Origin of the sequence: Microvirga sp. TS319 (genome assembly GCF_041276405.1) — a bacterium.
Lineage (GTDB): Bacteria > Pseudomonadota > Alphaproteobacteria > Rhizobiales > Beijerinckiaceae > Microvirga.
The window spans coordinates 4,097,750-4,115,764 of the sequence record NZ_JBGGGT010000002.1 but is presented as its reverse complement, the minus strand read 5'-3'; the positions used below and the strand labels follow the sequence as shown (position 1 = coordinate 4,115,764).

General features: G+C 65.9%; 17 protein-coding genes. 12 read left to right on the top strand and 5 right to left on the bottom strand.

Annotated features, from left to right (window positions below):
• The first annotated feature begins 222 nt into the window (after positions 1 to 222).
• The 9 genes from AB8841_RS28775 to AB8841_RS28735 all read left to right on the top strand — a co-directional run bounded on the left by AB8841_RS28775 (position 223) and on the right by AB8841_RS28735 (position 8,680).
• Positions 223 to 615 (top strand): response regulator, encoded by a 393-nt coding sequence (locus AB8841_RS28775; protein ID WP_370439158.1) that lies wholly within the window; start codon positions 223 to 225, stop codon positions 613 to 615.
• Between the two features lie 241 nt (positions 616 to 856).
• Positions 857 to 1,471 (top strand): ribonuclease D, encoded by a 615-nt coding sequence (locus AB8841_RS28770; protein WP_370439157.1) that lies wholly within the window; start codon positions 857 to 859, stop codon positions 1,469 to 1,471.
• A 102-nt stretch (positions 1,472 to 1,573) separates the two neighbouring features.
• Positions 1,574 to 2,344: an LPS export ABC transporter periplasmic protein LptC gene (lptC, locus tag AB8841_RS28765; RefSeq protein ID WP_370439156.1), complete on the top strand. Its 771-nt coding sequence runs from the start codon at positions 1,574 to 1,576 to the stop codon at positions 2,342 to 2,344.
• A complete protein-coding gene (locus tag AB8841_RS28760; protein WP_370439155.1) occupies positions 2,341 to 2,946 on the top strand; it encodes an LptA/OstA family protein in 606 nt (201 codons plus the stop codon). Before lptC ends, AB8841_RS28760 begins: the two co-directional genes overlap by 4 nt.
• 52 nt (positions 2,947 to 2,998) lie before the next feature.
• The gene (gene lptB, locus AB8841_RS28755; RefSeq protein ID WP_370439154.1) at positions 2,999 to 3,844 is read left to right on the top strand and encodes an LPS export ABC transporter ATP-binding protein; all 846 of its coding nucleotides are present in this window, start codon (positions 2,999 to 3,001) and stop codon (positions 3,842 to 3,844) included.
• 134 nt (positions 3,845 to 3,978) lie between these two features.
• Entirely contained in the window at positions 3,979 to 5,403 is a 1,425-nt protein-coding gene (gene rpoN, locus AB8841_RS28750; RefSeq protein ID WP_370439153.1) for an RNA polymerase factor sigma-54, read from the top strand.
• Between the two features lie 89 nt (positions 5,404 to 5,492).
• A complete protein-coding gene (hpf, locus tag AB8841_RS28745; RefSeq protein WP_370439152.1) occupies positions 5,493 to 6,068 on the top strand; it encodes a ribosome hibernation-promoting factor, HPF/YfiA family in 576 nt (191 codons plus the stop codon).
• Between the two features lie 83 nt (positions 6,069 to 6,151).
• The gene (ptsN, locus tag AB8841_RS28740) at positions 6,152 to 6,610 is read left to right on the top strand and encodes a PTS IIA-like nitrogen regulatory protein PtsN (RefSeq protein WP_370439151.1); all 459 of its coding nucleotides are present in this window, start codon (positions 6,152 to 6,154) and stop codon (positions 6,608 to 6,610) included.
• 78 nt (positions 6,611 to 6,688) lie between these two features.
• On the top strand, positions 6,689 to 8,680 hold the full coding sequence (locus tag AB8841_RS28735; protein WP_370439150.1) for a methyl-accepting chemotaxis protein: 1,992 nt from the start codon (positions 6,689 to 6,691) through the stop codon (positions 8,678 to 8,680).
• A gap of 163 nt (positions 8,681 to 8,843) precedes the next feature.
• Here the strand turns inward: AB8841_RS28735 and AB8841_RS28730 are convergent, their stop codons facing one another.
• The 3 genes from AB8841_RS28730 to AB8841_RS28720 all read right to left on the bottom strand — a co-directional run bounded on the left by AB8841_RS28730 (position 8,844) and on the right by AB8841_RS28720 (position 12,068).
• Positions 8,844 to 9,572, bottom strand: coding sequence for an SIMPL domain-containing protein (locus AB8841_RS28730; RefSeq protein WP_370439149.1), 729 nt, complete (start codon positions 9,570 to 9,572; stop codon positions 8,844 to 8,846).
• Positions 9,573 to 9,661: 89 nt separating this feature from the next.
• On the bottom strand, positions 9,662 to 10,747 hold the full coding sequence (locus AB8841_RS28725; protein WP_370439148.1) for a polyamine ABC transporter substrate-binding protein: 1,086 nt from the start codon (positions 10,745 to 10,747) through the stop codon (positions 9,662 to 9,664).
• Between the two features lie 166 nt (positions 10,748 to 10,913).
• Positions 10,914 to 12,068, bottom strand: a complete 1,155-nt coding sequence (locus AB8841_RS28720; protein ID WP_370439147.1) for an aminotransferase — start codon at positions 12,066 to 12,068, stop codon at positions 10,914 to 10,916.
• Positions 12,069 to 12,202: 134 nt separating this feature from the next.
• Here AB8841_RS28720 and AB8841_RS28715 point away from each other — a divergent pair, with 134 nt between their 5' ends.
• From AB8841_RS28715 to AB8841_RS28705, 3 genes are all read left to right on the top strand, one after another.
• The gene (locus AB8841_RS28715) at positions 12,203 to 13,207 is read left to right on the top strand and encodes a FecCD family ABC transporter permease (protein ID WP_370439146.1); all 1,005 of its coding nucleotides are present in this window, start codon (positions 12,203 to 12,205) and stop codon (positions 13,205 to 13,207) included.
• Positions 13,204 to 14,016, top strand: coding sequence for an ABC transporter ATP-binding protein (locus AB8841_RS28710; protein ID WP_370439145.1), 813 nt, complete (start codon positions 13,204 to 13,206; stop codon positions 14,014 to 14,016). The genes AB8841_RS28715 and AB8841_RS28710 overlap by 4 nt, the downstream gene beginning before the upstream one ends.
• Positions 14,017 to 14,079: 63 nt before the next feature.
• The gene (locus tag AB8841_RS28705) at positions 14,080 to 16,047 is read left to right on the top strand and encodes an SDR family NAD(P)-dependent oxidoreductase (RefSeq protein ID WP_370439144.1); all 1,968 of its coding nucleotides are present in this window, start codon (positions 14,080 to 14,082) and stop codon (positions 16,045 to 16,047) included.
• On the opposite strand, the gene AB8841_RS28700 is transcribed toward AB8841_RS28705, so the two are convergent.
• Positions 15,980 to 16,924, bottom strand: a complete 945-nt coding sequence (locus tag AB8841_RS28700) for an NAD-dependent epimerase/dehydratase family protein (protein WP_370439143.1) — start codon at positions 16,922 to 16,924, stop codon at positions 15,980 to 15,982. The genes AB8841_RS28705 and AB8841_RS28700 overlap by 68 nt on opposite strands.
• Positions 16,921 to 18,015 carry a glycosyltransferase family 4 protein gene (locus AB8841_RS28695; protein WP_370439142.1) on the bottom strand — a complete coding sequence of 365 codons (1,095 nt, stop codon included), beginning with the start codon at positions 18,013 to 18,015 and terminating at the stop codon, positions 16,921 to 16,923. Before AB8841_RS28695 ends, AB8841_RS28700 begins: the two co-directional genes overlap by 4 nt.

Sequence of the window (18,015 nt, the reverse complement as noted above, 5' to 3'; positions counted from 1 at the left end):
CGCCATTCGGACTTTAGTTTCGCATCTGAAGAGTTAAGCTTTTGCCAAGTCCGAAGATTACATAAGTGTCCGAAGATTACATAAGTGAATGAGATCTCGGTGCGGTTCGCCGAAATTCGATCTCGGGCCGCGGAGCCATGATTCGCCCGATCCGGGTCCTAGCCCATCGCCTTACGGGCTCGTTGCGGTCCCGGTGACACGCCTGACAGGTATGCAGACCCCATGACGCTGACCCGCTGCATGATCGTTGAAGACCAGGCCCTGATCGGCATGTCGCTCGAAGCGTTCCTCGAAGATGCCGGCTTCAGGGTGGAAGGACCGTTCATGAGCAATGCTCAGGCCATGAGCTGGCTCAAGACCGAGACGCCGGATGTCGCGCTTCTCGACGTCATGCTCAAGGACGGCACATCGGTGGAGATCGCCCGCGCCTTGAAGAGCCGGGGAATTCCCTTCGTGATCTATTCCGGCCTGCCTGCGGCGAGCCACGGCCCGTCCGAGTTGCAGGGCGTGATCTGGCTCGAGAAGCCGGTCAGCCGGGAGACACTGGCGGCGGCTCTCGATGAGGTCCTGTCCCAACGGCAATTACCCGCCATGCCGGATGGCCTGGATCGATAGGGTAGCCCGGGCTGGACCCGAAGGCGTCGTTCGGGCGCCTGTCCTGGCCGTGCGACACGCCGATGCATCCGAAGCCCCCGTTCCCACAGGGCCTTGGGGCTAAAAAGGCGGCCCGGCCGCCGCCGCGAAGGCTGTACTTGCTGAAAAGCGGGCGCCGGCGTGAGCCCAAAAGCGGATTCCCCTTTGTCACGCGATGGTTTAGAGCCGGATTTAGACGGCTTTCTCAGATGGCTTACCTTCCATGACGACACGCTTTCACCGCGGCGACCTGCCCGCGGATTATCAGCCCGGTCCGGCGATCGCGATCGACACCGAAACGCTCGGCCTCAACCCGCACCGGGACCGGCTCTGCGTGGTCCAGATCTCGAAGGGCGACGGGAATGCCGATGTGGTCCAGATCCTGAAGGACGGTCCGGCGCCCGAGACTCTGATCCGCGTCCTGGCGGACGAGAGCGTGCTCAAGATCTTCCATTATGCCCGCTTCGATCTGGCGGTGCTTTTTCACACCTTCGGGGTGATGCCGCGGCCGGTTTATTGCACCAAGGTGGCTTCGAGGCTGGTGCGCACCTATACGGACCGGCATGGCCTGAAGGACCTCGTCCGGGAGTTCCTCGGGGTCGAATTGTCCAAGCAGCAGCAATCCTCCGACTGGGGAGCCGACATTCTCACCCCGGCCCAGCTCGATTACGCGGCTTCCGACGTGCTGCACCTCCATGCCCTCAAGGAGAAGCTCGACCAGAGGCTGGAGCGGGAGAACCGGCTCGGCATCGCCCATCAGTGCTTCTCGTTCCTGCCGACCCGGGCCCAGCTCGACCTGCTCGGCTGGCCCGATACCGATATTTTCGCCCATAGTTGACGCAGACTTAAACTTTCCCGCATAAAACCCTTCTCCGTCACAACATCGCCATTCCCGATAGGCATGGCGCCGGGCGATGGGACGGAAGGGATTGGATTAAACGTGGCGGGAACCCAGGGGACCACGATGCAGAGTGGCCCGGCCTCGAGGCCGGCTGTGCGCGCGCGCGCCTTCCGACAGGCCAGACGCCATTCCCGCTGGGTGCGCTTCGCCAAAGTCGCGATCCCCTTAGGGTCCGTTCTGGCCATGGGGGCTGTGGCTCTCGTTGCGTATCTGGAGCCCTTCGCCCAGATCGAGAACCTGAGCTTCGACCATATCGGGGTCAACGGCACGAACGTGACCATGGAATCCCCCAGGCTCACCGGGTTCAAGAACGACAACCGGCCTTACGAGGTCACGGCCAGCGCGGCCACGCAGGACGTGCGCAAGCCCAATTTCGTGGAACTGAAGGATCTGAGGGCCCGCATCGTCACCGACGAGAAGGGCAGCGTCGCCCGGCTCGAGGCCGATATCGGCGTGCTCGATACCCAGAAGGAGCAGATGAACCTGCAGCAGAGCGTCCGTGTGGCGACGGATGCGGGCCAGCAGGTTCAGATGCGCTCCGCTTTCGTGGACTTCAAGTCCGGGGGAGTGACGTCCAACGAGCCCGTGACCGTGCTCCTCGGCGATAATGGCCGGATCGAGGCCGAGGGTCTCAAGGTCATCGACAACGGCAAGGTTCTGAGCTTCAAGGGGCGGGTCCGCACCACCTTCACCCCATCGTCGTCCTCCGGGCCCGAGGCTCCGGCTCCGACCGGGGCCGGTTCCGCGGCTCCCGTCTCTCCTCCCGCCGCCGGCCACACGGCGGCTCAACCGACAAGTGTTCGTCCATGATGAGTCTCGCACGCCACGCGCTTGCTCTTGCGCTTCTCGTTCCGGCGGCTTCTGCCGCCTGGGCCCAAGCCTCGAAGGAGCGCGCGGTGGGCTTCGGCAATTTCGGTTCCAGCAAGGAGCCGATCAAGATCGACGCCAACAAGCTCGACGTGTTCGACAAGGAGGGCCGGGCGGTCTTTTCCGGAGACGTGGTGGCGGTTCAGGGCGAGAGCACCATGAAGTGCACCACCATGACCGTGTTCTACGAGCAGAACCGCGAAGGCGGTTCGCAGCCGTCCGCCGCCGCCCAGGCCCAGGGGCCGAGCGAGAGCGCGATCAAGAAGATCGATTGCAAGGGGCCCGTCACCATCGTGTCCAAGACGCAGGTCGCCACCGGCGACAATGCCACTTTCGATCGGGGAGCCAACAAGATCCTGCTCAACGGCAACGCCGCGCTGAGCGATGGCCCTAACGTGACCCGCGGCGAGCGGGTCGTCTACGACATCAACACGGGCGTCGCGAGCATCGACACCAAGCCCGGCGGCCGGGTCCGGGCGCTGTTCGTTCCCGGCAGCGGCGGACCGGCTCCCACGGGGGCCGGCAACGCCAAGCCTAAGCCGTAATTTCCTGGCAGGCCGGAACCAATGGCCTTCTCCTCCTGGTGATGGATCTTTCGTGAAACCTCTTTTCAACCGCGCTCCATCCGTACCGGCGGATTCGTCGACCCTGGCCCGCCCATCGACAGGCCCGGCGCTGCACCTCTCCGGACGTGCAGAGGACAAGGGCGTCTTCGGCGGTCCGGGCATTCTGGCCGTCAAAGGTCTGCAGAAGAGCTATCGCGGCCGCACGGTGGTGCAGGATGCGGGCCTGAACGTGCGCGCCGGCGAAGCGGTGGGGCTGCTCGGCCCCAATGGCGCGGGCAAGACCACGATCTTCTACATGATCACCGGCCTCGTGCAGGCAGATCGCGGCGTCATCAGCCTCGACGGGCACGACGTGACAGGCCTTCCCATGTACCGCCGCGCCCGCCTCGGGATCGGCTATCTGCCGCAGGAGGCCTCGATCTTCCGTGGCCTGAGCGTGGAAGACAACATCCGGGCGGTGCTCGAGATCGTGGAGCCGAGCCGCAAGGAACGCGAGCGCAAGCTCGATGCGCTGCTCGACGAGTTCAACATCACGCGCCTGCGCAAGGCGCCGTCCATCGCGCTGTCGGGCGGCGAGCGCCGCCGCTGCGAGATCGCCCGGGCACTCGCGGGGGAGCCCACCTTCATGCTCCTCGACGAGCCCTTCGCGGGCATCGACCCAATCGCGGTTGGCGACATCCAGAACCTCGTGCGCCACCTGACCCGCCGTGGCCTCGGCGTGCTGATCACCGATCACAACGTGCGCGAGACGCTGGGCCTCATCGACCGCGCCTACATCATCCATTCCGGTCGTGTGCTCACAGAGGGAGCGCCCGACGCCATCGTGGCCAACGAGGATGTGCGCCGCCTCTATCTGGGCGAGGATTTCCGGCTCTGACCAAGCTCTGGCCCCACAAGAGCCGTGCCGGGACGAACTGCCTTTTGCGAACTGCCTTTTGACGGTATGGCCCCTCTCGCGATAAAAGAGATGGGCAAGTCAAAAATCGTGCCTGTCCTATGCTGGGTGCCGTGATGAGTTCGATCCAACGGCTTGAGCTGCGCCAGGGCCAGTCCCTGACGATGACTCCCCAGCTCGTGCAATCCATCAAGCTGCTGCAGCTTTCCCAAGCGGAAATGGCCGCCTATGTGGAAGCGGAGCTCGAGCGCAATCCCCTCCTGCAGCCGAGCGAGATGCATGGAGATGCCCCGCCTCCGGGCCTCGCCGATTTCCAGCGCGCGAAGCGGAAATACGCGGATTCCGCAGGACGGATGATCCCGGCTCCGCCGCCAGGCAGGTTGGAGAGTGTGGCGGGAGCGTCCCCGCCCGGCTCCGCCCCCCATTCCGAGCTGAAACCCGAGGTCGAGGCGACGCTGGCACACGCCCAGAGCCTGACCGAATACCTCGAAACCCAGCTCGATCTCGGCTCCGCGGATCCTCCCCTGCGCGAGATCGGCCGATACCTGATCCATGCCCTCGACGAGGCGGGATATCTCACCGAAGACCTGGAGCAGGTGGCGCAGAGGCTCGGCATCCCGTTGGGGTGGGCCGAGGCCGCCTTGCGGCTCATCCAGGCCTTCGAACCGTCCGGGATCGGGGCGCGAAGCCTGAGGGAATGCCTGGAAATCCAGCTCAAGGAGCGCAACCGGCTCGATCCCGCCATGCAGATCCTGCTTTCGCGCCTCGATCTCGTGGCCCGGCAAGACTTCGCCGCCCTCCAGACGCTCTGCGGCGTGGACCGGGAGGACCTCATCGACATGCTCGCCGAAATCCGCCGCCTGGAGCCCAAGCCCGGACTTGCCTTCACGGCGGCCCCCATCGACATTCTCGTGCCCGACGTGCTGGTGCGGCCGGCTGCCGACGGCAGCTTCGTCGTAGAGCTCAACCCCGACACGCACCCGCGCATCCTGCTCGACCGGAGCTATTATGCCGAAGTCGCCAAGGCGGTGCGAAGAAGCGAGGACAAGACCTTCCTGTCCGAGTGCCTGCAGAGCGCGAGCTGGCTCACCCGCAGCCTCGACCAGCGGGCCCGGACCATTCTGACCGTCGCGACCGAGATCGTCCGGCATCAGGAGGGGTTCTTTCGCGAAGGGATCGCGGCCTTGCGCCCCATGACCCTCAAAAGTGTCGCCGAGGCCGTCGGCCTGCACGAATCCACGGTGTCCCGGGTCACGGCCAACAAGGCCATCGGGGCTGGCGGGGTCACGCATCCCATGAGGTTCTTCTTCAATGCGGCGACGGGGGAGGGGGAGCATGCGGCCGGGGCCGTGCGCCATCGCATCCGCCAGCTGATCGAGGCCGAGGCCCCTGACCGGGAGCTCTCGGATCAGGCGCTGGCCCGGATCCTGAAGGCCGAAGGCATCGACGTGGCCCGGCGGACGGTCGCCAAATATAGGGAATTGCTGCGAATTCCCTCATCCGCCGAGCGCCGGAGGAGGAGCCACTTCAGGAGATCGTGACGCTCGAAGGTGCTTGCTTTGCCACAGGTTCGGGTCATCATGCGTTTAATCAGTCCCATCCAAATGGGCCTTTACAGAGGGAGTTCGCCATGTCGCTGAGGGTTTCGGGAAAGAATCTCGATATCGGTGAGGCGCTCCGATCCCAGGTAGAGGCGCGCATGGCGGGCGCCATGTCGAAATATTTCGATGGAGGCTATTCCGGCCATGTCACCTTCGCCCGGGACGGCACGGGATTTCGCACCGATTGCGTGCTGCATCTGACTTCCGGCATCACCATCGAGGCATCCGGGGCCGCTCAGGACGCCTATGCGAGCTTCGACCAGTCGGCGATTCGCATCGAGAAGCGCCTGCGCCGCTACAAACAGCGACTGAAAGAGCACGCCAATCCGGGCAGCGAGCGGGATGTCAGCCTGGAGGCACCCTATGCCGTCTTCGAGGCGCCCACCGACGAGGCCGTCGAGGAGGGGAGCTATCATCCTGTCGTCATTGCGGAAACCACGAAGGCGCTCCACCGTTTCTCGGTCAGCGACGCCGTGATGCAGCTCGATCTGACCGGGGCCGCGGCTCTCGTGTTCATCCATGCTAGCACCGGCCGCGTTAACGTCGTATACCGCCGCGGCGACGGGGCGATCGGTTGGGTCGATCCGCCGCCCGCTCAGCCTTGACGGGGAGTACTCCGTCCTGGCCTGGTTTTTGCCTGGAACGGTGGATGGTCATAATGGCTTCACACCTTAACGCAGCGTGATCGATGCCCTTGCTGGATTTCCTAGACCCCCAGGCCGTTCTGCCCGCCCTGCGCGTGAGCGGCAAAAAGCAGGCTCTGCAGGAGCTGGCCTCCCATGCGGCCAAGCTCACGAGCCTGTCCGAGAGCGCCATCTACGAGGCTCTTCTCCAGCGCGAGCGCCTCGGCTCCACCGGGATCGGCGAGGGAATCGCCATTCCGCACGGCAAGCTGCCGGGGCTGACCCGTATCTTCGGCCTGGTCGCCCGGCTGGAGAAGCCGATCGATTTCGAGGCGCTCGACGGTCAGCAGGTGGACGTGCTCTTCCTGCTCCTGGCACCCGAGGGTGCCGGAGCGGACCATCTGAAGGCCCTGGCCCGCGTGGCGCGGGTGCTGCGCGAGCCCGGCCTCATCGAGCGGGTGCGCGCCACCAAGGATGCGGCGGCCCTCTACGCCATCATGACCGAGCTGCCGAAGGCCGCCTGACGCCTCGCGCCGACGACAACTTCGCGCAAGCTAGCCGGATTATTGTCCTCTCCAATAAACAGAGGGGAGAATCGGACAATGCTGACTCGTGCTGGGTTGCGTTGGCCGTCGGTCAGGGTGCGCGTCGCAACCCTGAGCGGCGTCATGGTGGTGGGCTTCGCGGTGATCGGCGCCGTGTTTCAGATCGGCCGAAGCGAGGTGGAGAGGGCCCTCGAGACGCAGCAGACCTATTTCTCCCTGGCCGAAAAGGCCTATCAGTTCCGCGGGCGCGCCGATGCCCTTAAGGCGGTCGCCCAGGATTGGATCGCGACCCGGCAGGGCCATCACGGCCAAGCCTTCTTCGAGCAGCAGAAGGCGCTCAGCGCCGAGCTTGCGGCGATGGGCACGGCACCGGGGGCAGCGCTCATCGCGGACGAGATCAAGGAGCTCGGTCAGCAATCGACCCATCTCGCCGAGCAGGGGGCGGCTCTCGACAAACTCTACGGCAGTCTCGGCTACCGGGTGAACGAGGGAGCGCTGGGACGTCTTCTCTCCACGGAGGATGATCTCGAAAAGCTCGTCAGGCCGCTGACCGGAAACGGTGAAGCGGCCGCTTTTCGTTTATGGGCCGCCACGTTGGGCATGTTCCGGCAGGAGGCCCGCGTCCGTCACGTCATGGACGAGACTCTTCTGGGCGCCTTCGACGTCGATCAGGGCCGCTTCACGCGCGCCCTGGCGCAGCTTCCCGCAGGAGCCGCCGCCGAGAAAGCATCCATCGAGCAGGCCGGCGAAGCCTACCGGACGGCCTTCAACGCCTGGTCCGGGCTGGAGCAGCAGGTCTCCGGCCAGGGCGAGCGCCTTAAAGGTCAGTTCGATCTGCTTGTGCCGTTCCTCGAACGGCTCCTCACGAAGGTCCATGGCCAGGCGGAGCGGACGGCCGAGGCCCTCACGGCCTCGCAGCAGCGCACATTCACGCTGATCCTCTGGGGGATGGGCGTCACCCTGCTTCTGGGGCTCGCGCTCAACTTCCTCGTCGGACGATCGATCTCCCTGCCGCTGACTCGCCTCCAACAGGCCATGCAGCGCCTGGCTGACGGCGATGCCGGCATCGACGTGCCCTCCACGGGCGCTTCCGACGAAATCGGCGCGATGGCCCGAACGGTGCTGGTCTTCCGCGACAATGCCCAGGAGCGCGAGCGGCTCACGCGGGAGCAGGAAGGGCAGGCCGCCTTCGAGACCCGGCGCGCCCAGGCCATCGCCGAGGCGATCGCGAGCTTCGACGCCTCCGTGGAGGAGATCCTCGGGGAGGTCCGCCGCGCGACCGGCGATCTCGCCGCGGCCTCAGGGCAGCTGGAGGGCTCGGCCCACCAGGTGACCCAGCAGGCGCAGGTCGCCGGCAGCGTCTCTTCGCGCACGTCGCAGAACATCGCCACGGTGGCGAGCGCCGCAGAGGAGCTGGATGCATCGCTCGCCGAGGTGGCGACCCGGACGAGCGCCTCGGCGGAAGCGTCCCAGCGCGCCGTCTCCGAGGCGCGGGGTGCCTCCGGCAGCATGACGGTTCTGGCCGAGGCGACATCCCATATCGGGCAGGTGGCCGATCTCATCCGCTCCATCGCGTCGCAGACGAATCTCCTGGCGCTCAACGCCACCATCGAGGCGGCCCGCGCGGGCGAAGCCGGCAAGGGCTTCGCGGTCGTGGCCGCGGAGGTGAAGGATCTGGCGGGCCAGACCGCCAAGGCGACCGAGGAGATCGCGCGGCAGATCGAGGCGGTCCAGGCGGCCTCCCGCGCGACGCTCGTGGCGCTCGGCTCCGTGCAGGCCTCCGTGGACGATCTCGCCGGCGTCGTGTCCGCGGTCGCGGGAACCGTGAGCCAGCAGACTGTGGCGGTCTCCGACATCGCGCGCTCCGTCGCGCAGGTCTCGTCGGAAGCTCAAAACGGAGCCTCGGCTATCGAGACCACGCAGACCGTGGCCGTCCATTCCCTCGATGCCGCCCGCTCGGTGGCGCATCTGTCCGCCGCGCTGGACAGTCAGGCCGAGCGCCTCGGCCGCGAGATTCACCGGTTCCTCGGGAGCGTCAGGGCTGCCTGACGCTGCCTGCGCAGATACGCCCCGACCTCCTCGCCCTCTTGCGGCATCCCCGCCTGCGCGGGGATCCGAGCGCATCGTGCGGACCCGGTTTTCAGGAACATGGCCCTTCGGGTCCGCTCAAACGATGAGCAATTGAAGGAGTGGAGCATCCCTGTGAACGGGTTCAGGGACGCTCGGCGAGTTCCCAGACAAGCTGCACGTTGGCGGTGTAGCGGATCGTCGCCGGGGGCACGAGCGGGACGAAATCCGCCGCCTTGGCGGCCATCTGCATGCGCATCATGGGTTGCTCGAAGGGTTGGGCCGAGCCGTCGCGGATCTCGATCAGGCGCCCCAGCGCCACGCCCGCCGCGCCGGCATAGACCTCGGCCTGGCGCCTGGCGTCGCGCACCGCCGCCTCCCGGGCCTTGTCCCCGCCCTCTTCCTGGCGGTCGAGGCCGAACGAGACGGACTGGAAGGTCATATCTCCGCTCGCCAGGATCTCGCCCGCGAGTTTCCCGACATTGTCGAGATCACGGGTCTTGATACGCAGTTGGTGTGTTGCGCGAAACTTCAGTGCATCCTTTGAATCCCTCGAAACGTTCATCTTCTCGACCGGCGGCTCGACCTTGAACACCTGGAAATTCGCCGTCTGAATGTCATCCCTCTTGATGCCGAGGCTCTGGATGCGCGCGAGCACCCGCTCCGCGGCGGCGCTATTGGCGGTAGACGCTTGCGCCACCGTGGGCGCTTCGGTCTCGACGCTCACAAAGAGATTGGCGAAGTCCGGCTTCAGTTCGGCGTCGCCGGTTCCCATAACGCTGATGGTCGGCTGGCGGGGAGGCGTGTTCTGGGCGAGAGCAGGGGTGGCAAGGCCAAGAGCGGCAACCAAGGCTGTTGCAAGGGCGAGGCGCATTGTCGAAGGTCCTTCTGAAAACAAAAGCTCCGCCCGGGGGCGGAGCTTGATGGGCGCAACAACAATGCAGGCTCAACCTGAGCGGGCGATTAACGGCCCGTCTTCACCCGGGTCCAGAGGCGGGTGACGGTGCGCTGCGAGCGCTCGTCATAGGCCGTGTTGGTGAAGAGGCGCTTCATGGTGGCGTCGTCCGGATAGATGCCGGGATTGTCGAGGATCGCCGGATCGACATGCTGCTTGGCCGCCAGGTTGCCCGAGGCATAGGACACGTAGTTCGTGTTCAGGGCGGCGATCTCGGGCCGCATCATGAAGTTGATGAATTCGTGCGCCTCGGCCACGTTCTTGGCATCGGCCGGGATCACGAAGCTGTCGAACCACATCAGGGCGCCTTCGCGCGGGATCACGTAGGCGACCTCGACGCCGTTCTTGGCTTCCTCTGCCCGGGTCTTGGCCTGGATCATGTCGCCCGAATAGCCCACCGCCACGCAGATGTCGCCGTTGGCGAGCGCGTTGATGTATTCGGAGGAGTGGAATTTCTGGATATTGCCGCGGACGCGGAACAGGGCGTCGCCGGCCTTGTTCAGATCCTCGGTGCGCTTGGAATCGGGGTTCAGCCCCAGATAGGCCAGCACGCCGGGGAAGAGATCCTCGGGGCTATCCAGCATGTAGATGCCGCAGCTCTTGAGCTTCGAGGCGATCTCCGGCTTCATCACCAGATCCCAGGTGTTGAGCGGCATGTCGCCGAGGATGTCCTTCACCTTCTTCACGTTCAGGCCGATGCCGGTGGTGCCCCACATGTAGTTCACGGCATACTGATTGCCCGGATCGAATACGGCGAGGTTCTTCGTGATTTCCGGCCACTGGTTCGACAGGTTCGGCAGCTTCGACTTGTCGAGCTTCTGGAACACCTTGGCGCCGATCAGGCGCTGCACGAACGGGCCCGACGGCACGACGATGTCGTAGCCCGACTTGCCGGCGAGCAGCTTCGTCTCGACGATCTCGTTGTTGTCGTAGGTGTCGTAGACCACCTTGATGCCGGTTTCCTTCGTAAACTCGTCCAGCGCCTTGGGGTCCACATAGTCGGACCAGTTATAGACGTTGACCACACGCTCTTGGGCGGCGGCGGCGGTGACAAGGCCGAGGCCCAGAGCAACCGAAGCGAGAAGACGGATCATCAGGGGAGGGAACTCCTTAAGAAAAGCGGGAAAAAGCCGTGCTCGGCTAGGCGCTTACTTGAAGTCCTAATGTCTCCCGCGTCAAGGCCGTTCGGGATGGACTGTTGATGAGGCGGCCGGGGCGGAAGACGCGAGGCCTCGGCGCCCGCCACACCCAGGGAGAGCCTTACGCCGCCCGCTTGACCGCCTTCTCCAGCCGCTCGAGGCCGGCGTCGAGGGTCTGGTCCTTCTTGGCGAAGCAGAAGCGCACCACGGTCTTCACCGCGCCCTCGGCGTAGAATGCCGAAACCGGAATGGCCGCGACGCCGTGCTCCAGCACGAGCCGGCGGCAGAAGGCCACGTCGTCGGTCTCGCCGAGACCCGAGATGTCGATATTGACAAAATAGGTGCCCTGGCTCGGGATCACGTCGAAGCCGAGGGTCTTCAGCCCCGCTGTGAAGCGGTCGCGGCTGCGGGTGAAATTCGCCCGCATCCCCTCGAAATAAGCATCGTCCTTGCCCAGGCCGTAGGCCACGGCGGATTGCAGGTTCGGCGGGGTCGTGAAGGTGAGGAACTGATGGGACTTCGCCAGCACCTTCATGATGTGAGGGGCCGCCGCCACGAAGCCCACCTTCCAGCCCGTGAGGCTGAAGATCTTGCCGGCGGAGCCGATCTTCACCGAACGCTCGCGCATGCCGTCGAGCCCCAGAATCGGCCGGTGCCGGATGCCATCGAACACCACATGCTCCCACACCTCGTCCGAGATCGCGATGGCGTCATACCTTCGGCAGAACTCCGCCAGCAGGGCCAGGTCCTCGTCCGAGAACACGGTCGCCGATGGATTGAGCGGGTTGTTGAACACCACCGCCTTCGTCTTCGGCGAGAAGGCCCGCGACAGGGCTTCCTCGGTCAGTCGGAAATGCGGCGGCTGGAGCGTGACGAATTTCGGCACGCCGCCGGCAAGCCGCACCAGCGGCAGATAGGCGTCATACATGGGCTCGAAGAGCACCACCTCGTCGCCGGGCTCCACGATCCCGAGAATCGCGCCGGCGAGCGCCTCGGTGGCGCCGGACGTCACCATCACCTCCGTATTCGCGTCGAGGTCCAGGCCCTGCCAGTGCCGGTAATGCGCCGCGATCGCCGCGCGCAGCTCCGGGATTCCCATCATCGAGGGATATTGGTTGTAGCCGTCGAGCACCGCGTCGGCGGCCGCGCGCCGCACGTCCTCCGGCCCCGGATCGTCAGGGAAGCCCTGGCCGAGATTGATCGCGCCGGTTTCCCGGGCCAGGCTCGACATGACTTCGAAGACGGTGGTGGGCAGGTTCGCGAACAGACGGTTCATGCCGGTCCCTCAAGCAATGCGCGGTGGCGTGGATGCGTTCGTATCACGGAAGGGCATCGGGATTGAACCTGTAACATGCAGGTGACACCCGGCGGCGCTGTTGCTATCCCGAACGGGACAACATCAATCGGTTCATGCGTCCGTCCCGGCTGCCCCTCATCCTCGGCCTCATGCTCCTCGTCGCGGGCTTGAGCATCGCTTCCCTCGTCATCGGGCCGGCCCCGATCTCGCCCGTCCGGGCCCTGACGGCGCTCGCCTCCGATCAGGGCAGTGTGACCATCGTGGTGCGCGACATCCGCCTGCCGCGGACGCTGCTCGCCCTCCTGATCGGCTGGATCTTCGGGCTGACCGGAGCGGGGCTGCAGGGGCTGCTCCGCAACCCCCTCGCCGATACGGCCGTGTTCGGCGCGCCGCAGGCGGCCGCCTTCGGGGCGGTGCTGGTGATCTATTCCGGGTTCGTCGGCGCCCTGTCCTGGGCGCTGCCGTTCGCGGCGATCCTGGGCGCACTCGCCTCGGTGGCGCTCGTGGTGGCGGTCGCGGGGCGCCGGGCCACCGTGGCGGTGCTCGTCCTGTCGGGCCTGGCGATCGGGAGCCTCGCGGGGGCGGGAACCTCCCTCGCCATCAGCCTCTCGCCCAATCCCTTCGCGGTCACCGAAATCGTGTTCTGGCTCCTGGGCTCCTTCGAGGATCGCTCGATCACGCATGTCTGGCTCGCGGCGCCCTTCATCCTCGTGGCGTCGGCGCTCGTCCTGTCTGCCTCGAACGGCCTTCGGGCGCTGGCCCTGGGGGAGGAGACCGCACGCAGCCTGGGCGCGGACGTGACGCGCCTGCGGCTGCTCCTGGTGGCAGGAGCAGCCATCGGCACGGGAGCCTCGGTGGCGGTGGCGGGATCGATCGGCTTCGTGGGCCTTGTCGCGCCTCACCTGATCCGCCCCTTCGTGGGATACGACCCGGCCCGGACCCTCCTGCCGTCCGGTCTCGTGGGCGCGGCGCTCCTGCTCGCCGCCGATTGCGCCGTGCGCCTCATTCCCTCGCAGACCGAGATCAAGGTCGGGGTCCTCACGGCCATTCTCGGGGTGCCGTTCTTCCTCTGGGTCATCGCCCGCCGCAAGGCGGAACTCGCGGAGATGCCCCTATGACCGAGCTCCAGGCCCGGAACCTCTCCGTCGATCTCGGCCGCCGGCGTGCGCTCTCGGGCATCGATCTCACCCTGCGCCCGGGCCGCCTCACGGTGATCGTCGGTCCGAACGGCGCGGGCAAGACGACCCTGATGCGCGCGCTCGCAGGCCTCCTGGAGCCCGGCGGCGGGCAGGTGATCCTCGACGGGCGGCCGGTCGCCCGCATGAAGGCCGGGGAGCGGGCGCGCTTGATCGCCTATCTGCCGCAGGGCGGCAGCATCGCCTGGCCGCTGCCCGTCGCCGAAGTGGTCGCCCTCGGCCGTCTGCCGCATGGCGAGAAGCCCGGCAGCCTGTCCGCCTCCGGGCGCGCGGCGGTCGCCGCAGCCCTTCATGCGGTGGACCTTGAAGGTTTCGAGGACCGGGCTGCGACGGAACTGTCGGGCGGCGAGCGCGCGCGCGTGCTTCTGGCCCGGGCCCTGGCGACGCAGGCGCCGGCGCTCCTGGCCGACGAGCCCGTCGCGGCGCTCGATCCGCGCCATCAGCTCGTCGTGCTGGACGTGCTGAAGGGCCAGGCGCGGGCCGGCCGAACGGCCGCCGTCATCATGCACGATCTGACCTTGGCTGCGCGCTTTGCCGATGAGATCATCCTTCTGAACCGGGGAAAGGTCGTCGCTTCGGGGCCGCCGGAGGAGGTTTTGACCGAGGAGGGACTTGCCGACCATTTCGGCATTCAGGCCCATGTCTCTCACGATGGAGGCTACCTCATCGTGGTGGCGGACCGTCCACTTCCGGGAACGGGGCAGGCGGGCCCGAGACCCGAAAAAACGTGATAGTCTTACATTGACAAAGAGACGGGCTGGAATGATACCCCCACTTCAACTGATGGCAGGACAATGAATCGGCAGGGTTTCAAGAAAGCGCTTATCGTCGTGCACGACCTCGTGATGACGGGCGTAGCGGTCATCGCGACGTTCGTCGTCCGCTTCGAGGGGCCGCATCTGGGAGACCGCTTGGTCTATCTGCCCGCCTTCCTGCCGTTCTTCATCGTCTTCGCCAGCATCGTCTATTGGTTCTTCCATCTCTACCGGTCCAAGTGGCGCTTCGCCTCCCTGCCGGACCTCTTCAATATTTTCCGGGCTTCCGCCGTCCTGGCGCTAGCGCTCCTGGTCGTCGACTACATCGTTCTCTCGCCCCAGCTCTTCGGCTCCTTCTTCTTCGGCAAGATCACGATCGCCCTCTATTGGCTGGTGCAGATGTTTCTGCTGGGCGGACCACGCCTGGCGTTCCGCTATTTCAAATATGCCCGCTCCCGCCACACTCTCGACCGCAACGGGAACACGCCGACCCTGCTCCTGGGCCGGGGCACCGACATCGAGATGATCCTGCGCGCCATCGAGACCGGAACGGTCAAGAAGATGCGCCCTATGGGCATCCTGTCCTACCGCGAGGACGATCTCGGGCAGAACATCCGCGGCGTGCCGGTCCTTGGCACCTTCACCGATCTCGATCAGGTCGTGCAGGATTTCCATGAGCGCGGCGAGATCATCCGGCGTCTCGTGGCGACTCCGAGCGCCCTTACGCCCGAGGCTCATCCGGACATGCTGCTGGCCCGCTCCCGCCGCCTCGGCCTGCCTCTCGTCCGCGTCACGAGCCTGGGCGAAGGCATGCGGGACGCGGAACTGGCCCCCCTGGAGATCGAGGATCTCCTGCTGCGGCCGACCGTGCAGATCGACCGGCGCCGTCTCGAGAAGTTCATTCGCGGCAAGCGCGTGCTCGTCACCGGCGGCGGAGGCTCCATCGGCTCGGAGATCTGCACCCGCGTGGTGGCCTTCGGGGCGAGCGATCTCATGATCGTGGAAAGCTCGGAGCCGTCCCTGTACCACATCCTGGAGAATCCGACTCTCCTCTCCAGCGACACCCAAGTCGACGGTGTCATCGCCGATGTGCGCGACCGGGACCGGATTCGCCAGATCATGCGCGATTTCGCCCCCGACGTGGTCTTCCACGCCGCCGCCCTCAAGCATGTCCCCTATCTCGAGCGGAACTGGACCGAGGGCGTGAAGACCAACGTGTTCGGCTCCGTGAACGTGGCCGATGCCGCTGTGGAAGCGGGCGTCGGCGAGATCGTGATCATCTCCACCGACAAGGCCATCGATCCCGTCTCCATGCTCGGCGTCACCAAGCGCTTCGCCGAAATGTACGCCCAGGCCCTCGACGCGGAATTCAGGAGCCGCCACGGCGCGCCGCGCCTCATCGCCGTGCGCTTCGGCAACGTGCTCGGCTCCGTCGGGTCGGTGGTGCCGAAATTCAAGGCGCAGATCGCCCGCGGCGGGCCCATCACCGTCACGCATCCCGACATGGTGCGCTATTTCATGACGACCCGCGAGGCGGCCGACCTGGTGCTGACCTCCGCCTCGCATGCGGATGACGGGCGGCACATCTCCGCCAGCGCAAAGCTGTCCTATGAGCGCGCGTCGGTCTACGTGCTGAAGATGGGCCAGCCGGTGCGCATTTACGAGCTTGCAGAGCGCATGATCCGGCTTGCCGGCTTCGAGCCGGGGGACGATATCGAGATCGCCGTCATGGGAACTCGTCCGGGCGAGCGCCTGCACGAGATTCTGTTCGCCCGCGACGAGCCCATGGCCGAGATCGGCATCGACGGCGTCATGGCGGCCAAGCCCATCTTCGCGGACCGCGCCAAGGTCAACCAGTGGCTCGACGCCTTGGACAAGGCCGTCCTCGAAGGCGACCGGGCCGCGGCGGAGCGCGTGTTCGAGGAGGCCATCCCAGAATTCAAGCGCCGGCAGCAGAACCTCCAGCCTCCCGCGCCAGCCGAGCCAATCCGTCTGGCGTCCGGTTGATCGGCTGCCAGCCGAGGCTCCTCAGCGCTTCGGGGCTCGCGACGAGAGAGCCGGCGAGACGCTGATAGGCATCCGTCTTTCCCGTCAACGCCGCGGCCGCGCCGAGCACGAAAGACGGCACGGGTACGAGGCCAGGGCCGCGCCCCAGCCCCTCGCGCAGGGCCGCGATGATCTCGGGCACGGTCACGGGATCCGGATCCGCCGCGATGAATGGGCGCCGCAGAGGACCCTGGGCTCTCATGAGGGTATCGAGGGCCGCCGTCAGATTATCGAGGGAGAGCAGCGACCGCTTGGCCTTCAATCCGCCGAGGGGCAGCGGCCAGGATGAACGGGCGAGGCTCAGGAGCGCCGCCATGTTGCCCTTCACGCCGGGCCCGTAGACGAGCACCGGACGAAGCGCCGCCCAGTCCAGACCGAGTTCGGCAAGACCCCTTTCCGCCTCCAGCTTCGAGCGGCCATAGGCATCCGTGGGCCCCGGCTCCATGCCTTCCGTCAGTACGCCTTCGGCGACCGGGCCGCTCTGTGCCCGGATGGAGGACAGAAAGACGAAGCGCCTCACGCCGGCCCGCTCGGCGGCCTGGGCGAGCCTGATCGTTCCTTGCGTGTTGATGGCGCGGTAATCGTCTTCGGGGTGACCGGACATGGCGTGGGCGAGGCCTGCGGAATGGACCACCATGTCCACGTCGCGCAGGGCCGCCGCCATGTTCTGCGGCGAGGCGATGTCGCCGATCACGGCGCTCGATGCGCCGTCAGGCACCTCCGAGGGGCGGCGCAGGAGCACACGGATGCGGTAGCCGCGCTTCGGCAGCTCGGCGAGGAGATGGCGGCCGACGAAGCCCGTTGAGCCGGTGAGAGCGATCAAGGGGGCGTTCTTCATCGAGAAACCTCCACGGGAGCCGTCGTGCGGGATTGAGAGAAGCGCCTGAGAACCAGGCAGACGAGAACGGCCCCTGCAGCAAGGGCCACCACCTGGACAACGCCCGTCGGCCAGAGAAGTGTCACGGCCGCGAGAGCGGCGAGCGCCAGGTTGAGCACGAAGACATGCGTCACGACCGCCATGACCGGGAAGCCGTTGTCGGTAGCGCGCTGATAGAAATGGCTGCGATGCGCCTCCCACACGCGTTCGCGCTTCGCGAGGCGGCGGAACAGGGTGATGGTGGCGTCCATCAGATAGTAGAGCGGCAGCAGGATCGCGGCCGCGAGCGCATGTGTTCCGGCGAGCTCGAGCAGCATCCAGCCGACGAGCAGGCCGATGGGCAGAGAGCCCACATCGCCGAGGAAAAGGCGTGCGACGGGCCGGTTTAAGGGCGCGAAGCCGAGCAGGGCGCCGCAGAGACTGGCCGCGATGAGAGCGCTTGAGAGGGGGACAAATCCGAACCAGCCGAGAATCGTGATGAAAGCTGTGATCGGTACCATTTCGGCGACGGTGATCCAGTCGAGCCCGTCCATGAAGTTGACAAGGTTCACGAACCAAAGGCCGGCAAGGTATACGATGATCAGCGTGATCCATTCCGGCACGGGAAGGAAGTTTCCGCCAGATCCGGATGCGGCAACAGCGACGACAGCCAGGAGCTGAAACAGAAGACGCGGCAGGACCGGAAGCGGACGGAGGTCATCGATGGCGCCAACGATTGCGAGCCCAATGGCAGCCGCGAATGTAAGCCAGAGAAACCTGAGCCCAATCCCGCTTCCCCACGCAAATTTAAAGTCCGATCCTGAGAACAGGAGGATCAACATAAGCGGGAGGCAGGCTGCGATGATGACCGCGATACCGCCACCTTGCGGTGTTGGAACCCGGTGGCTTGACCGCGCATTCGGACGAGCGAGCGCATAGCGTTTGAGGAGCGGCATCAGCAGGATGATCGAAGCCGATGACAGCAATCCCGATAGAACCAACAGCACGACGAGCAATTGCACACGTTCGAGCGGCCCAAAAATGGTCGCGACCAAGTTGGTGATGTAAACCAT

What these genes read in the sequence shown, in the direction of transcription:
- hpf (WP_370439152.1), top strand. Translation starts at nt 5,493, where the DNA reads ATGTCGCTGAGGGTTTCGGGAAAGAATCTCGATATCGGTGAGGCGCTC.
- AB8841_RS28710 (WP_370439145.1), top strand. Translation starts at nt 13,204, where the DNA reads ATGACCGAGCTCCAGGCCCGGAACCTCTCCGTCGATCTCGGCCGCCGG.
- ptsN (WP_370439151.1), top strand. Translation starts at nt 6,152, where the DNA reads ATGCCCTTGCTGGATTTCCTAGACCCCCAGGCCGTTCTGCCCGCCCTG.
- AB8841_RS28700 (WP_370439143.1), bottom strand. Translation starts at nt 16,924, where the DNA reads ATGAAGAACGCCCCCTTGATCGCTCTCACCGGCTCAACGGGCTTCGTC.
- rpoN (WP_370439153.1), top strand. Translation starts at nt 3,979, where the DNA reads ATGAGTTCGATCCAACGGCTTGAGCTGCGCCAGGGCCAGTCCCTGACG.
- AB8841_RS28715 (WP_370439146.1), top strand. Translation starts at nt 12,203, where the DNA reads ATGCGTCCGTCCCGGCTGCCCCTCATCCTCGGCCTCATGCTCCTCGTC.
- AB8841_RS28730 (WP_370439149.1), bottom strand. Translation starts at nt 9,572, where the DNA reads ATGCGCCTCGCCCTTGCAACAGCCTTGGTTGCCGCTCTTGGCCTTGCC.
- AB8841_RS28775 (WP_370439158.1), top strand. Translation starts at nt 223, where the DNA reads ATGACGCTGACCCGCTGCATGATCGTTGAAGACCAGGCCCTGATCGGC.
- AB8841_RS28725 (WP_370439148.1), bottom strand. Translation starts at nt 10,747, where the DNA reads ATGATCCGTCTTCTCGCTTCGGTTGCTCTGGGCCTCGGCCTTGTCACC.
- AB8841_RS28735 (WP_370439150.1), top strand. Translation starts at nt 6,689, where the DNA reads ATGCTGACTCGTGCTGGGTTGCGTTGGCCGTCGGTCAGGGTGCGCGTC.
- AB8841_RS28770 (WP_370439157.1), top strand. Translation starts at nt 857, where the DNA reads ATGACGACACGCTTTCACCGCGGCGACCTGCCCGCGGATTATCAGCCC.
- AB8841_RS28720 (WP_370439147.1), bottom strand. Translation starts at nt 12,068, where the DNA reads ATGAACCGTCTGTTCGCGAACCTGCCCACCACCGTCTTCGAAGTCATG.
- AB8841_RS28760 (WP_370439155.1), top strand. Translation starts at nt 2,341, where the DNA reads ATGATGAGTCTCGCACGCCACGCGCTTGCTCTTGCGCTTCTCGTTCCG.
- AB8841_RS28695 (WP_370439142.1), bottom strand. Translation starts at nt 18,015, where the DNA reads ATGGTTTACATCACCAACTTGGTCGCGACCATTTTTGGGCCGCTCGAA.
- AB8841_RS28705 (WP_370439144.1), top strand. Translation starts at nt 14,080, where the DNA reads ATGAATCGGCAGGGTTTCAAGAAAGCGCTTATCGTCGTGCACGACCTC.